This window comes from Qipengyuania aquimaris (assembly GCF_009827445.1).
In the GTDB taxonomy this organism is placed as follows: domain Bacteria; phylum Pseudomonadota; class Alphaproteobacteria; order Sphingomonadales; family Sphingomonadaceae; genus Qipengyuania; species Qipengyuania aquimaris.
Window position 1 is genome coordinate 1,070,701 of record NZ_WTYI01000001.1, and the last position, 13,549, is coordinate 1,084,249.

Genomic DNA, 13,549 nt, shown 5'->3' on the forward strand with positions numbered 1-13,549 from the left:
TTTCGACAAAAGTTGCTGAACTGGTTCTGTAGCGTAGGCTTAGTTTTGCTTATCACCGCGCTTTCGGCAACGATTTCTTGGTTCAAGACATTGCCCGAAAAGGTGGCTGAGGGTTCTTTCGACCCATGGTTTGCCTCCGGTTTGATGGGCGAAACGATCCTGACGTTCGTATTCTATCTGCCGATCATTCTCTCTTGGCACTTGTTTGATTTCGTCGAGAAAAAGTCATCCGATAGGCGGTTCCTCAAGACCCTGAACCGCTACCCAACGTTACTCCTTACGATGTCAGCATCTGCCTTCATCTACCTGGCCATGGGACTCGGCGTGGGCAGGTACAACAGTTGTGATGAACTCAACGGAGCATATTTCCATTCTTGCTACGTTGGCCCAGCAATGTGGATTATGTTGCCATGGCTCATCGTCACTGGCCTCGCCTTCCTCCTGTCGATACTGAAAGCAGCTATGTCCATCTCGTCGCACATCACGATTCCTCGATGACCCGCCTTTCCAACGCCTTCTCGAAAAGCCATCCCGCGCTCGTCTGCTTCGTGACTGCGGGCGACGGGGACACTGCGGCCAACCTCGACGCGCTGGTCGAGGGCGGCGCGGATGTGATCGAACTGGGGATGCCTTTCACCGATCCGATGGCCGATGGCCCGGCCATCCAGGCGGCGAATATCCGTTCGCTGAATGCCGGGACGACCACCGCCGACGTGCTCCGCATCGCGCGCAAATTCCGCGACCGTCATCCCGACGTGCCGCTGGTTCTGATGGGCTATGCCAATCCCATGATCCGGCGCGGCCCGGACTGGTTCGCCAACGCGGCAAAGGAAGCGGGCGTCGACGGCGTGATCTGCGTCGATATTCCCCCGGAAGAGGACGATGCCCTCGGCCCGCAATTGCGCGACGCAGGCATCGCTCCCATCCGCCTCGCCACGCCCACAACCGATGCTAAGCGCCTGCCGCAGGTCCTCGAGGGATCGTCGGGCTTCCTCTACTATGTCGCTGTCGCCGGAATCACCGGCATGCAGCAAGCCGCCATCGAATCCATCGAAGCGAATGTCAGCCGCATCAAGCAATCGACCGATATCCCCGTGGCCGTCGGCTTCGGCGTGCGCACGCCGGAACAGGCGGCAGAGATTGCCGAGGTCGCCGATGGCGTCGTCGTGGGTTCGGCGCTTGTCGAACTGGTCGGCGAACACGGTGCAGATGCTCCCGCCAAGCTGCGCGAGCTTACCGCAGGGCTTGCCAAGGCGGTCCATTCGGCGGCAAAGGGCGCTGCATGAACTGGTTCACACGCGTCCGTAACTCGATCTCCTGGCTGCCCAAGCGCAGCACCGACGAAAACCTCTGGGTAAAATGCCCCAGCTGCCAGCAAATGGTTTTCGCGCAGGAATATCAGGAAAACGCCTACGTCTGCCCGCGCTGCGAACATCACGGCCGAATTGGTGCGAACGAGCGTCTACGCCAGTTGCTCGATGAAGGCTTCGAAACCCTGCCCGTGCCGGAAGTTCGCGAAGACCCGCTTAAGTTCAAGGATTCGCAAAAGTATACGGAGCGCCTGAAAAAGGCGCGCGCCAAGAGCCCGCATCGCGATGCATTCATCGTCGGATCGGGTGCGATCGAGGGCAAGCCTGCCGTCGTCGGCGTGCAGGACTTCACTTTCATGGGCGGCTCGATGGGCATGGCTGTCGGCACGGCATTCTGCCAAGGCGCGGAGCGCGCCCTCACCCGCCGCGCGCCCTATATCGTGGTCACCGCAGCGGGCGGCGCGCGCATGCAGGAAGGCATCCTGAGCCTGATGCAAATGCCCAAGGCGACCGTGATGACGCGGCGACTAAAGGAGGCTGGCCTGCCCTACATCGTCGTGCTCACCGATCCGACTACGGGCGGCGTTACGGCCAGCTACGCAATGCTGGGCGATGTCCACATTGCGGAACCCGGCGCATTGATCGGTTTCGCCGGCCAGCGCGTGATCCAGGACACGATCCGCGAACAGCTTCCCGACGGGTTCCAGCGGGCCGAATACCTGCACAAGCATGGCATGGTCGACATGGTCGTACACCGCCATGACCTGAAGGACACGATCGCGACGCTGCTGGATTACCTGGCACCCGCCGAGGCGGCCTGACCCCTTACATGCGGGACTTCGCCCGCTCCGAAAGCGCTGCCGTGCAGGCACAGCTGGACCGTTTGGCGCAGCTCAGCGTGCCTGATGGACGGCTAGGGCTGGACACAATCCGCGCACTGCTCGACCGCTTGGGCAATCCGCACCGCAGATTGCCCCCCGTGTTTCACGTCGCCGGAACGAACGGCAAGGGTTCGACTTGCGCCTTCCTGCGCGCGATGCTGGAGGCGCAAGGCTATTGCGTCCACATGACCACCAGCCCCCATCTGGTGCGCTATAACGAGAGGATCAGGGTCGCTAGCGAACTGATATCGGATGAGCGACTGGCGCAATTGTTGGCCGAAGTGCTCGATGCGGGCGAGGAACTGAATCCCAGCTTTTTCGAAGTCACGATCGCTGCCGCCTTTACCGAATTTGCACATGTGCCTGCCGATGCTTGTGTCGTCGAGGTGGGCCTCGGCGGACGCTTCGATGCGACCAACGTATTGGAACCGCAAGTGCTGGCGGCCTGCGGCATCGCTGCGCTCGGCATAGATCACGAGCGGTTCTTGCTCGCACCTGAGGAAGGCGTGCCGTCGGAGCCACTTGCCCGCATCGCCTTCGAGAAGGCGGGAATTGCCAAATCGGGCGTGCCGCTGGTCACGATCACCGAGAGCAACCCACCGGAAGCAGAACGAGTCATCAGGAGCGTGGCAAACAAGGTGGGCGCGCAGCTGATCGAGGCGATCTCTTACGGGAATGGCGCAATCGACGCGGATGCTCTCGATTATCCTACGCCGGGGATCCGCGGACCGCACCAGGAGCGCAACGCCGCTCTCGCCAATGCAATGCTTCGTAGCCAAAGCCGCATTTTAGTGGACGAAGCCGCTATTGAAAAAGGCATTGCACACGCAAGTTGGCCTGCGCGCATGCAGCTTTTGCAGAAAGGCCCGCTCACCGACTTGGCGGGCGAGCGCCAGGTCTGGCTCGACGGTGGGCACAATCGCAATGCGGGTGATGCCGTCGCAAAGGCATTCCCAGGGCCGCTGCATCTCGTCCTGGGAATGCTGGACAACAAGGATCCACGCGCACTTATCGAGCCGCTCGGAAACAGGCTTCGCTCGGTGACGATTTTGCCGGTCCCGGGACATGACGCCCATCCCGTCGAAGCATTTGGGGAGAATGCACTCAGTGCGGATCGAGTTGAGGAAGCTCTGCGCAATCTGCCTACGGACGATTGCCCGGTGCTAATCGCAGGCTCGCTCTACTTGGCGGGCGAGGTCTTGCGCATAAACGAAGAGATGCCGGATTAGGTGCCTTGATTACCCTGGACGAAATCGCGGGCGATCGCGCCTAGGTAGGCGCTGTCGTTGCGCCAGATGCGCGGGGCCATCTCACGCGTTTTCTTGATGATCACCGGCCGCAGCGGGACATCGAATACAAGGCCTAGCTCGTCACCTTCGCGCCGACCGATCGACGCATAGGTATCGAAGCCCAGCCAGACGAGGACGCAGTCCTTGATGTTTTCGACCGGCGCTAAAAGCTTCACGCGCGCACCGCCTTGTGACAAGTCGATAATCTCGACCTTCTTGCGGCCTTCCAGAGTCTCGATATGCGCGAGCACGCCGAGTTCGAGGCGCAGGTAATCCCTCCGCCCCTCCTCACTCGATGTTTGTCGCACAGTGGTCATAGTGAGTCACGTAAGGTGAAATAGTTGCACATTCGCTAACCACTGGGGCGCGCTTGTCAGGCGGCTTGTTCTCCCAATTCCGGTGCGACCACACCTGCCGCCGCCTTTCCGCGGCTTTCGCGATACCATTCGGCCAGGCACAGTATCACCGCGACAACACCGATCAGGGTCGTGAATATGAACACGAAGTAGTATCCGCGTTCTTCGATCATCTGGCCAAGCGCGCCGCGCCCCAGCGTGCCGACCAGCAGGGTCAACGATGCGAGCAGCGCGTATTGGACGGCCGCGTATTTCTTCGCGACGATGCTGGAGAGCCAGGCGATGTAGGCCGCACCGGCAATACCGATCGCGAGGTTTTCCCAGAAGATTGTGAAGGTCAGGCGCGCCAGCCCTTCGATCTCGGACATCTGGAATACACCGGCGATGAAGTTGACGAGCGCGGTAAACCCGATGGCGTCGCTTCCTGCCTGCATGAGCTCTCCGCCGATGGCGAGATCGGCGTAGAGCAGGTTCGTGGCCGCGGCGAGCGCGGCACCCAGCGTCAGCGTGAACATTCGTCCGAACTGGGTAATGATCCAGCCGCCAAGCGCCAGTCCCAGGATAATAGCAAATACTCCGAAGAACTTGGAAGCGAATGCCACCTGGTCGCCGGAATAGTTCAATTCGCCGAGATAGAACGGGTAGGCGAACACGCCCCAGATCGAGTCGCAAATGCGATATGTCAGCACCAGCGCGAGGATCAGCACCAGCGACCAGCCCATGCGGCCGACGAATTCGACGAGCGGCAGGACGAGTGCACGGTAGAGGTGATCGGTGAACTTCACGCGATGCCCCGCGCCCACGCCCGGAGCCGACACAATGACATTTCTTCCGACCTGTTTCTGCTTGGCGATCCAGGCAGCAATGAACGCCGGCAGGACCACGGTAGCGATCACGATCAAGGGACCGAACGTCGTCGTGAATTCCGTCACATCAGGGCGGCTTTCAGGAGTAGCGGTCATCGAGCGGACCATGAAGACCACGACCGTCGCGATGGCCCAGCCCCACAGCAATCCAACTGCCAGCAGCGCCCGATTTCGAACCTTCTCGGTAACCTCGCCCGCATTGTAGAGTTCGGCAACTTCGTCCTCATTCGCGGCAACCGTCGCGGCAGAGCGTTTTTCGACGCTGGCATCGGGCGCAAATAGCCCTGCGATGCCGATGCCGAGCATGATTGCCCCCATGATCACATAGGTTTGCGGCCAGCCGATCCGTTCCGCGATAATGAGGCCCAGAGCACCGCCGATCAGCGCAGCCAGACGGAAGCCCATCTGCGTAATGGTCGACAGGATATCGAGGGTCGCCGTTTCATCGGCCACGTCGATGCGCCATGCGTTGATGGCAATATCCTGCGTCGCACTGGCGAAGGCACCGATCGCCGCGAGCAGGCTGAACCAGCCGAGCGCGCTCTTGGGATCGAGGAAACTCATGATCAGCAGGGCAATGCCGACGATCAACTGCATCGGCGCGATCCATTGCTTGCGCTTGCCGAGCTTACGCAGCCCCGGAATATCAACCTTGTCGAGCAGCGGTGACCACAGGAACTGGAAGGCGTAGGCCAGGCCGACGAGCGAAAAGACGCCCATCGTTTCGAGGTCGACTTCCGCCTCGCTCAACCAGGCATAGAGGGTGCCGAGAAACAGTGCCGGCGGCAGGCCCTGGGCGAAACCGAATAGCGCCATAAAGCCGCTTTTCCGGTTCGAGAGTGCCAGGCCGAGTGCACGCCAGGTCGATATTTTCTTTTTCTTTCCGTCGGCAACCGCTTCGGCCATTCCCTAGCGTCCTTTTGTTATCGTCTGTTTTTTGCGACACTAGCCGCGAGAGAAGGAGAAAGGAACAGGTCCGATGGGTGTTCCGAACACACTGGCGACAGGTCGGCGACCAACCGACGGAATGCTGCGACTGGCGCGCGATATCGCCGAGAATCGCAAGCAGGAAAACCTCTGCCAATCGAGCGTGCCGGCGAGCGTCTATACCGATCCCGATAACTGGCAGCGCGAGAAGGCTGCGATTTACGACCGGCTCCCGCAGATCCTGTGCCCCAGCGCGGTCCTGCCCGACTCCGGGATGGCCCTCCCCCATGACGCGACCGGCCGCCCTTTGCTCATCACCCGCGATGCCGACGGCAAGGCCCACGTCTTCCTCAACGTCTGCCGCCATCGCGGGACCAGGCTGGTCGAAGGCGATGAAGTTGCGTGCACGAAAAAGCTCGTCTGCCCTTATCACGCATGGACGTACTCGGTGGACGGACGCCTCCTCGCGCTACCGCGACCCGATTCTTTCCCCGAACTCGACAAGGGCGAGATGGGACTGGTCGAACTTCCCTCAAAAGAGACCGGCGGTCTCATTTGGTTTTGCCCGCAGGAAGCGACTGCCGATTTCGGTCATGCCGACAAGATCGGCGAAGATTTCGACGCGCTCGGCATGGGCGAACATGTGCTGTTCCGTCGCAAGACCCACGATGTGGCCGGCAATTGGAAGCTCATCATGGATGCTTTCCTCGAAAGCTACCACGTAACGCGTCTCCATGCGCAGACCATCGGCCCCTTCTTCAAGGACGGAGTCACCAGCGGCGACATGATCGGCCCCTTTGCCCGCAGCGCTGTCGGCAGGCTGGAAGAGATGGAAGGCGTCGACTTGGAGGACATGGACCAGATGCGGCGCGTGGTGACATTCGCCTACCAGCTGCTGCCCGGAGCCCTCGTCATCCCCAGTCCGGACTATATCAATGTGATGGTGATGATGCCGCAGGCGCATAACCGCACGCTCGTCGAGGACTTCATGCTGATCCCCGAACATCCGAGCACCGACAAGGCGCGCGATCACTGGGAGCGTAGCTGGGCCTTGCTGGACGGAGGCGTTTTCGCGGGCGAGGATTTCCGCGCTGCTGAGCTCGGCCAGCAGGGGCTGGAGACCGGTGCGGTCCCCGAACTGACGCTAGGCACGATGGAGGGCGGGATACGCCGCTATCACGAGACGGTCGAGGAAGCCTTGCGCGCCGCCAACTGAGCGCCTAACCGCGCGGGTTATGTCCGACAATCGACTTCCGGAAGAAGGCGACCGTATCGCCAAGCTGCTCGCACGGGCTGGTGTCGCCAGCCGTCGCGAGGTCGAACGCATGATCGCGGACGGCCGCGTATCGCTCGACGGGAAAGTGCTCGACACGCCCGCAGTCAAGTTGACCTCGCTGAAAGGTGTCAGTGTCGATGGCAAGCCGGTCGGCAAGGCCGAAGCCACCCGCCTGTTTGCCTTCCACAAGCCTTCAGGTCTCATAACGGCGGAACGCGATCCCGCGGGCAGGCCGACAATCTATGTAGCGCTTCGCAATGCGCTGCCGAAGTCGGCCGGACGGGTGATGCCGGTTGGCAGGTTGGACTTCAACACCGAAGGCCTGTTGCTGCTCACCAATGACGGCGAACTGAAGCGGGCGATGGAACTGCCGTCTTCCGGCGTGCCGCGCAGCTATCGTGCGCGTGCATTCGGGGATGTCACGCAGGCCATGCTCGACGATCTGATCGAAGGCGTCGAGATCGACGGCATTCGCTACGGGCGCATCGAGGCCGATCTCGAGCGGGGCAGCGGCATGAACCGCTGGATCCAGATGACGCTGACCGAAGGCAAGAACCGCGAAGTCCGCCGCGTGCTTGAGCACCTCGGCCTGCAGGTGAACCGCCTGATGCGTATCTCCTACGGTCCGTTCGAGCTGGGAGATCTGCCGCGCGGCCAAGCGGGCGAAATAAATCGCGAAGCGGTCGAGCAATTCCGCAAGCAGCTGCTGCGAGATATCAAGTGAGGGTCATCGCCGGGGATTGGCGTGGCAGGAAATTGGTCGCCCCCAAGGGCGAAGGCACTCGCCCGACGGCGGACCGTACCCGCGAAACGCTGTTCAACATGCTGGTCAGCAGGCTGGGAAGCTTTCAAGGGCTGTCGGTGCTCGACCTTTTCGCGGGGTCCGGCGCGCTTGGCATAGAAGCCTTGTCTCGCGGCGCGGAACACTGCCTTTTCGTTGAACAGGATGCCGATGCGCTGAAGGCGATCAAGGCCAACATCGCGGCGCTCGATGCCCGGAAGCGTTCAACCGTGCAGGCCGGTTCGGTCATGAGCCTTGGCCCTGCCAAGACGACGCATGACCTCTTCCTGCTCGATCCGCCGTACGACACAGGTGCGGGACAAGTCGCGCTCGACCGGATGCTGAGGCTGGGCTGGATAGGCCCTGCCACATGGATCGCTCTCGAAACGCACAGACGCGAAGAGATAACGCTGCGCGGACTTGCGATCGAGGCAGAGCGCGTGGTCGGCAAGGCCAAGCTTACCATCCTGCGCCTCGCCGATTGAGTGCATAGGAAAGGGGCAAGGTCACCATGGCAACCTTGCCCCCTCCAAGCGTCTCCGCCGGTTGAAACGGCAGGGACGAAATTATCGTACGTTAGTCGTCACGCGTGGCCGGAAGCGGTCCGTCGATTTCGCTAGCCGGACGTCCGGGCCAGTATTCAAGCGGACGATTTACACCCGGGCCGCGCTTGCCAGCTTCCCAGGCGTTGATGCAGTTGTCCTGTGCATCGCTGGAACAGATCGGCAATTCGCCGTCCGGCGGGCCAGCATCGGCGGGAGTGGTCTGGACCACTTCGCTGCGTACGAAACGCGGACCGGTCGTGGCCGAGCTCGATGCTGTACGCGCTGTTGTCGAAGTTGCGCTCGCATTCTGCATCTGGGCTGCGATTGCAGTCCAGGCCTGTGCGCGCTGTTCGGTGTTCATTTCGTAGATGCGGACGCGCTGCGTGTCATTCAGCACCCACCAACCGGCTTCCTGCTCCGGTTCGAGGGTCCAGTAATATTCCTGTGCGCCTGAAGACCATGCATCATAGATGCTGCGGCGGTCACCCGGCCAGCTATCATAGGTCGACTGCTGGTCGGCAGTCAGCACATAGGCCTTGGCTTCGCCTTCCATGTGATGATCGGCCATCGCGGGAGCGGCAGTGAAAGCGAGCGCTGCGGCGCTGGCAAAAATGAACGTTTTCAAGGGGCTTCTCCTTTTCTCTTCATTGCCGACACTACGCAAAGCCCGTGTGCAAGGTTCCGAAACAGTCATCTGGCCCCTTGTGCTGGCGCTCGGCGTTCCCTAGCTGTTCTAGGCAAATGACAACTCCCCCTACCCCGCAAGATACGACGGAAAACGGCGACGTTCCGGCCTATGCCGCAATGTTGAACGAACCGCAGCGCCAGGCCGTCCTGACGACGGAAGGGCCAGTGCTCATGCTTGCCGGTGCGGGCACGGGAAAGACTGCCGCGCTCACTGCCCGGCTGGCTCACCTGATTGCCACACGCAGGGCCTGGCCGTCGGAAATCCTGTGCGTCACCTTCACCAACAAGGCAGCGCGCGAAATGCGCGAACGGGTCGGCCGCCATATCGGTGATGCGGTCGAAGGCATGCCATGGCTCGGCACCTTCCATTCGATCGGCGCGAAGATGCTTCGCCGCCATGCGGAACTAGTCGGATTGAAGTCGAACTACACCATTCTCGACACCGACGACCAGCTTCGCCTGTTGAAGCAGCTGATCCGCGATCAGGAACTGGACGAAAAGCGCTGGCCCGCCCGCCAGCTCGCCGCGCTGATCGACCGCTGGAAAAACCGGGGCCTTAATCCCGGCGATCTCGATGCCGTCGAAAACGAAGCCTATGCCAACGGGCGCGGAACGCAGTTCTACAAACTGTACCAGGATCGCCTGAAGGCGCTCAACGCGTGCGATTTCGGCGATCTCCTGCTGCATATGCTCAACATATTCCGCCAGCACCACGATGTGCTCGCGCAGTACCAGAAGCGCTTCAAATACATCCTCGTGGACGAATACCAGGACACCAACCAGGTCCAGTACCTCTGGCTGCGCCTGCTCGCGCAGGAGCGCAAGAACATCTGCGTCGTCGGGGATGACGACCAGTCGATCTATTCCTGGCGCGGGGCAGAGGTAGCCAACATCCTGAAATTCGAAAAGGATTTCCCCGGCGCTGCGGTCGTCAAACTGGAACAGAACTATCGGTCGACGCCGCAAATCCTCGCTGCCGCATCGGGGCTCATCAACGCCAATAGCGAGCGGCTCGGCAAGACGCTCTGGACCGAACTGCCTGCTGGAGAGAAAGTCCGCGTCGTCGGCGTATGGGATGGCCCGGAAGAGGCGCGCCGCGTTGGTGAAGCGATCGAACGGCTCGAATCCGAAGGTGCCCCGCTTGATGAAATAGCCATCCTCGTGCGTGCCCAATACCAGACGCGTGAATTCGAGGACCGCTTCATCCAGATCGGTCTCAACTACCGTATCGTTGGCGGCTTCCGCTTCTACGAACGCGCCGAAATCCGCGATATGCTCGCCTATCTCAGGGTCATTTCGCAGCCTGCAGACGACCTCGCATTCGAACGCATTTACAACCAGCCGAAGCGCGGCCTAGGCGCAAAGACGCTGGAGGTCATGCAACGCCATGCACGGCGGACGCAGGCACCCCTCGCTGCTGCATCGCTAGAGCTGGCCGAAACTGACGAGCTCCCTGCCCGTGCGCGCAATACGCTGGTCGGATTGCTTTCGCAGTTCGTACATTGGCGCGAACAATCCGAAAAAGTAACACCATCCGAGCTCCTGCGCATGGTCGTGGCGGAAAGCGGCTATGAGGAGATGCTGCAGAAGGACCGCAGTGCCGAGAGTGCCGGCCGATCGGAGAACCTGACCGAGCTTGCCCGCGCGATGGAAGATTACGAGACGCTCGGCGACTTTCTGGAACACGTCGGGCTCGTGATGGACAACGACCGTGCGAATGACGGCGAGAAGGTCACCATCATGACGATGCACGCTGCCAAGGGACTAGAGTTCGACCATGTCTTCCTGCCCGGCTGGGAAGAAGGCGTCTTTCCCAGCCAGCGCGCCATCGATGAGGGCGGCCTAGCTAGCCTCGAGGAAGAGCGCCGTCTCGCCTACGTGGCGATCACCCGCGCGAAACGACGTTGCACCATCTACCACGCGGCCAACCGCCGCATTTACGGGCAGTGGACGAGTTCGATACCGAGCCGCTTCATCGAGGAACTGCCCGGCGATTACGTCGAAAGTGAAACGACGATGAGCGGCGGTGCTTCGCTCTGGCGCGCAAACTGGACGGAGAACGAGGATCCGTTCGCCCATGTATCCAGCAATCGCCCCGGGCGATCTTCAGCGCGCGGTCCCGGCTGGCAGCGCGCGCTTGCTTCAGGCTACGACGCCACGCCCAAGCGGCTTGCCGAACCCGGCAAGAGTGCCGCGAGCTTCGCCGCCAAGCCGCGCACCGATGTCGCGGTCGGAGCGCGCGTGTTCCACGACAAGTTCGGCTATGGATATGTGATGGATCAGGAAGGCAACAAGCTGACCATCGAATTCGAAACGTCGGGCGAAAAGCGGGTGCTCGACAGCTTCGTCAAGCCGGTTTCCGACTAGGCGACAGCTCCGCTATCGTCCTCTACCGCCACGGACTTGCGCCGCCAGTACCGCTTCTCGAACGGACGCACGAGTTCGCCAGCGATGCCGCGTGTTCCTTCCTCGATACCTGTTTCACATCCGACATAGGGCGTCGGATCGCAAAACGTGCCGAACATGCGATCCCAAGCGGTCAGCGTATTGCCGAAATTCGTGCCCATCAGCTGTTCGTCGCGGATGTGGTGCAGCCGGTGCGCAGCCGGTGAGATCAACCAGTGGCGCAGCGGACCGAAAGTCCAGTTTACGTCGCAATGAACCAGAAAGCCCCAGAAGGTAATTCCAAGGCCCGCGGTCCCAATTGCCCATTCAGGGATTCCTATAAGCAGCAGCAGGCACAGATCGACGCACACGCTGAGCAGTTTGCTCAAGGGATGTTTTCTCTGAACCGATAACCACGACAGAGCCGTATCGGCGTGATGCGTTGCGTGGATACGCCATAGCAGGGGAGAATGCTCGAGCCGGTGGCGCCAGTAGATCACGAAATCGAACGCCAGGAAGGCGATGATAACGGTGAGCCAGCCGGGAACACCGTCCCAGAAGCCGGCGAAGTTTTCCGACATGCCGATGAAGTTGCGCACCGCGCCGCTGGGTAGAGCGAGAAAAGGAGCGAGGATGACGAGATTTATAAATGTGAGCGCGAGATTGGTGGTAAATTCCTTGCGGCCACGATTCATCGCATCGACGATAGCGCCGCGCTTCATGATCAGCGCAAGCGATCCAAAGAACAAGCCCGCCAGAAAGAGCAGGCTGACCGTATACCGGAAAGGTTCTTCGAAAATTTCCATCACGTCCCCATCACTACAAGATTGTAGTTAGAGAGACGTTAAGTCAACACGCCGAAATGTCGAGGAATCCGGGCACCGGACCGTTCCATTCGCCCGCATCTTCGGCAGTGCTTTCCGTTTTTGGCTTGGACGCCTTGGATTTCACTGGCTTTTCAGCCTGATCGGCCTTCTTGGCTCGTTTTTCGGGCTTCGCTTTCGGCTTCTCGGAGCGCTTCTTCGGCTCCGATTTCTGGTCGGATTCTTCGCGTTCGCTCTTAGGCTTCGATTTTGTATCCGGCTCGACCAGTTCGACGCGAACGTCTTTCTTGCCAAATACCGGGATTTCCGACTTGGTCAGCTTCTCGACATTGGCAATCGCTTCGGCATCATCGCCTGCCACCAGGGTAAAGGCGCGACCTTTCGCTCCTGCGCGGCCTGTGCGACCGATGCGGTGGACGTAATCGTCGGGATGCCACGGCGTGTCGAAGTTGAAGACGTGGCTCACGCCCTTGATGTCGAGCCCTCGTGCCGCGACATCGCTGGCCACCAGGATGTTGATATCGCCGGATTTGAAGCGATCCAGCTCCTTGATCCGGCTGGACTGGTCCATGTCTCCGTGGATTTCACCGCTGGCGAAACCGTGGCTCTGCAGACTCTTGTTGAGCTCGCGCACGGTGGTCTTGCGATTGGCAAAAATTATCGCGGTTTCGACCTGGTCGTGGCGGAGCAGCCAGCGCAGGGTCTCGCGCTTCTGGCGCTGCTGCACCGGGATCTTGAAGGCGGTGATATCCTTGTTCGTCGTCGCCGCACGGCTGACTTCGATACGTTTGGGATTCTTGAGGAATTTCTTCGCAAGCTTTTCGATCGGCGGCGGCATCGTCGCCGAGAACAGCATCGTCTGACGACTTTCGGGCAGCTTGTCGCAGATAAATTCGATGTCGGGGATGAACCCCATGTCGAGCATCCGGTCCGCTTCATCGATGACCAGCAGTTCGCAGCCGTTGAGCAGGATTTTCCCACGCTCGAAAAGGTCCATGAGGCGACCCGGCGTGGCGATCAACACGTCAACGCCCTCGTTCAGGGCCTTGACCTGGTCGCCCATCTGCACGCCGCCGATAAGCAGCGCGAGCTTGAGGTCGTGGTTTTTGCCGTATTTCTCGAAATTCTCGGCCACCTGCGCAGCGAGTTCGCGTGTCGGCGCGAGGATCAGCGAGCGCGGCATCAGGGCACGGCGGCGACCGCTGGCCATGACATCGATCATGGGCAGGACGAAGCTCGCCGTTTTGCCGGTTCCGGTCTGCGCGATACCGATGATGTCCTTCATCATCAGGACGGGCGGGATGGCCTGGGCCTGGATCGGCGTCGGCTCGGTGTAGCCGGCGTCGGAGACGGCTTTGAGCAAGTCAGGTGAAAGGCCGAGATCGGCGAAGTTCATGCGAGTGTCGGATGCCCCAGAGATGC

13 protein-coding genes are annotated in these 13,549 nt (G+C 60.8%); 8 read left to right on the forward strand and 5 right to left on the reverse strand.

The window, feature by feature from the left end; genetic code table 11:
• The first annotated feature begins 12 nt into the window (after positions 1-12).
• From GRI34_RS05255 to GRI34_RS05270, 4 genes are read left to right on the forward strand one after another with little or no spacing between them, the layout of a single operon-like run.
• Positions 13-498: a hypothetical protein gene (locus GRI34_RS05255; protein WP_160595050.1), complete on the forward strand. Its 486-nt coding sequence runs from the start codon at positions 13-15 to the stop codon at positions 496-498.
• Entirely contained in the window at positions 495-1,286 is a 792-nt protein-coding gene (gene trpA / locus GRI34_RS05260; RefSeq protein ID WP_160596398.1) for a tryptophan synthase subunit alpha, read from the forward strand. The genes GRI34_RS05255 and trpA overlap by 4 nt, the downstream gene beginning before the upstream one ends.
• On the forward strand, positions 1,283-2,131 hold the full coding sequence (gene accD / locus GRI34_RS05265) for an acetyl-CoA carboxylase, carboxyltransferase subunit beta (RefSeq protein ID WP_160595051.1): 849 nt from the start codon (positions 1,283-1,285) through the stop codon (positions 2,129-2,131). The genes trpA and accD overlap by 4 nt, the downstream gene beginning before the upstream one ends.
• A gap of 8 nt (positions 2,132-2,139) precedes the next feature.
• Complete coding sequence (locus GRI34_RS05270; protein WP_160595052.1) at positions 2,140-3,420, forward strand: bifunctional folylpolyglutamate synthase/dihydrofolate synthase; 1,281 nt, start codon at positions 2,140-2,142, stop codon at positions 3,418-3,420.
• On the opposite strand, the gene GRI34_RS05275 is transcribed toward GRI34_RS05270, so the two are convergent.
• Positions 3,417-3,797, reverse strand: a complete 381-nt coding sequence (locus tag GRI34_RS05275; protein ID WP_160595053.1) for a hypothetical protein — start codon at positions 3,795-3,797, stop codon at positions 3,417-3,419. The genes GRI34_RS05270 and GRI34_RS05275 overlap by 4 nt on opposite strands.
• Before the next feature lie 56 nt (positions 3,798-3,853).
• Complete coding sequence (locus tag GRI34_RS05280; RefSeq protein WP_160595054.1) at positions 3,854-5,608, reverse strand: AmpG family muropeptide MFS transporter; 1,755 nt, start codon at positions 5,606-5,608, stop codon at positions 3,854-3,856.
• Between the two features lie 73 nt (positions 5,609-5,681).
• Between GRI34_RS05280 and GRI34_RS05285 the strand changes: the two genes are divergently transcribed.
• The 3 genes from GRI34_RS05285 to rsmD are packed head-to-tail and all read left to right on the forward strand — an operon-like array spanning position 5,682 to position 8,171.
• Positions 5,682-6,845: an aromatic ring-hydroxylating oxygenase subunit alpha gene (locus GRI34_RS05285; protein WP_160595055.1), complete on the forward strand. Its 1,164-nt coding sequence runs from the start codon at positions 5,682-5,684 to the stop codon at positions 6,843-6,845.
• 19 nt (positions 6,846-6,864) lie between these two features.
• A complete protein-coding gene (locus GRI34_RS05290) occupies positions 6,865-7,629 on the forward strand; it encodes a pseudouridine synthase (protein WP_160595056.1) in 765 nt (254 codons plus the stop codon).
• Positions 7,626-8,171 (forward strand): 16S rRNA (guanine(966)-N(2))-methyltransferase RsmD, encoded by a 546-nt coding sequence (rsmD, locus tag GRI34_RS05295; protein ID WP_160595057.1) that lies wholly within the window; start codon positions 7,626-7,628, stop codon positions 8,169-8,171. Before GRI34_RS05290 ends, rsmD begins: the two co-directional genes overlap by 4 nt.
• A 91-nt stretch (positions 8,172-8,262) precedes the next feature.
• Here the strand turns inward: rsmD and GRI34_RS13195 are convergent, their stop codons facing one another.
• Positions 8,263-8,856, reverse strand: a complete 594-nt coding sequence (locus GRI34_RS13195) for a hypothetical protein (RefSeq protein WP_199800116.1) — start codon at positions 8,854-8,856, stop codon at positions 8,263-8,265.
• Positions 8,857-8,972: 116 nt separating this feature from the next.
• On the opposite strand from GRI34_RS13195, the gene GRI34_RS05300 reads away from it, so the two are divergent.
• Positions 8,973-11,285 (forward strand): ATP-dependent helicase, encoded by a 2,313-nt coding sequence (locus GRI34_RS05300; protein WP_160595058.1) that lies wholly within the window; start codon positions 8,973-8,975, stop codon positions 11,283-11,285.
• Here the strand turns inward: GRI34_RS05300 and GRI34_RS05305 are convergent.
• Both GRI34_RS05305 and GRI34_RS05310 read right to left on the reverse strand, forming a co-directional pair.
• On the reverse strand, positions 11,282-12,109 hold the full coding sequence (locus tag GRI34_RS05305) for a sterol desaturase family protein (protein ID WP_160595059.1): 828 nt from the start codon (positions 12,107-12,109) through the stop codon (positions 11,282-11,284). The genes GRI34_RS05300 and GRI34_RS05305 overlap by 4 nt on opposite strands.
• A gap of 43 nt (positions 12,110-12,152) precedes the next feature.
• Positions 12,153-13,523, reverse strand: a complete 1,371-nt coding sequence (locus GRI34_RS05310; RefSeq protein WP_160595060.1) for a DEAD/DEAH box helicase — start codon at positions 13,521-13,523, stop codon at positions 12,153-12,155.
• Positions 13,524-13,549: the final 26 nt, after the last annotated feature.